General features: G+C 62.4%; 2 pseudogenes. Both read right to left on the bottom strand.

Features of this window, described 5'->3' with window-relative positions:
- Positions 1–311, bottom strand: a pseudogene (locus HMPREF2924_RS28855) (pilus assembly protein PilL); the annotation flags it as partial.
- 87 nt (positions 312–398) lie between these two features.
- Positions 399–614: pseudogene (locus HMPREF2924_RS28850) on the bottom strand (ATP-dependent helicase); the annotation flags it as partial.

The raw sequence follows: 614 nt of genomic DNA, 5'->3' as shown, positions 1-614 counted from the left end.
TAACCCGAGCGGCTCATCACGTACTGCATGGCGTCCTTGACGCTCGGGTTCATGCTCGACGGGATGGTTACGTCGATGATCTGGGCCATCAGGTCGCGTTGACCGGCATCAGGCTGGGTGCTGACCAGGGTGTAGCGCCCGTAGCGCACGACGGGCTCTTTCTCCGGCTGCACGCCGTTTGGATACAGGTCCGGGGAGAGCAGGTCTGGATTGCGGCTGCTGTCGAAGGCGGGCCTGGCCGGCTCAGCCTTGTGGGTCGTGCAGCTGGCGAGCAGCAGGCACAGCGTGAGAGTGGTCAACTGCCTGGTCATTGAGGCCCCCTTTGATGATGGGGCACACAGTGGCAGGCCATCCGCCATGCTTCAGCAGGAAATACTCGGCGGAGGATCAGGGCTTTTTTATCCAGTTAGGCTTGCGGCTAAAAGCGCGCGGTTTCCGTCGACCTGCTCGGGCTCGATGAGGTCCTGGGCAACCTGGCGTTTCGCGTTGAGCAGTTGCCACAGTTGCTCGTCGATCGTGGCCTCGACCAGTGGGATTTTCACCACGACCATGCGGAGCTGGCCGTTTCGGTACGCGCGGTCTTCGGCTTGTTCCTGCTGACCGGGAGTCCAGGG

Source organism: Pseudomonas sp. HMSC063H08 (assembly GCF_001813645.1).
GTDB lineage: Bacteria > Pseudomonadota > Gammaproteobacteria > Pseudomonadales > Pseudomonadaceae > Pseudomonas > Pseudomonas aeruginosa.
The sequence above is the reverse complement of the archived record's forward strand: the minus strand, read 5'-3'. Positions and strand labels throughout refer to the sequence as shown.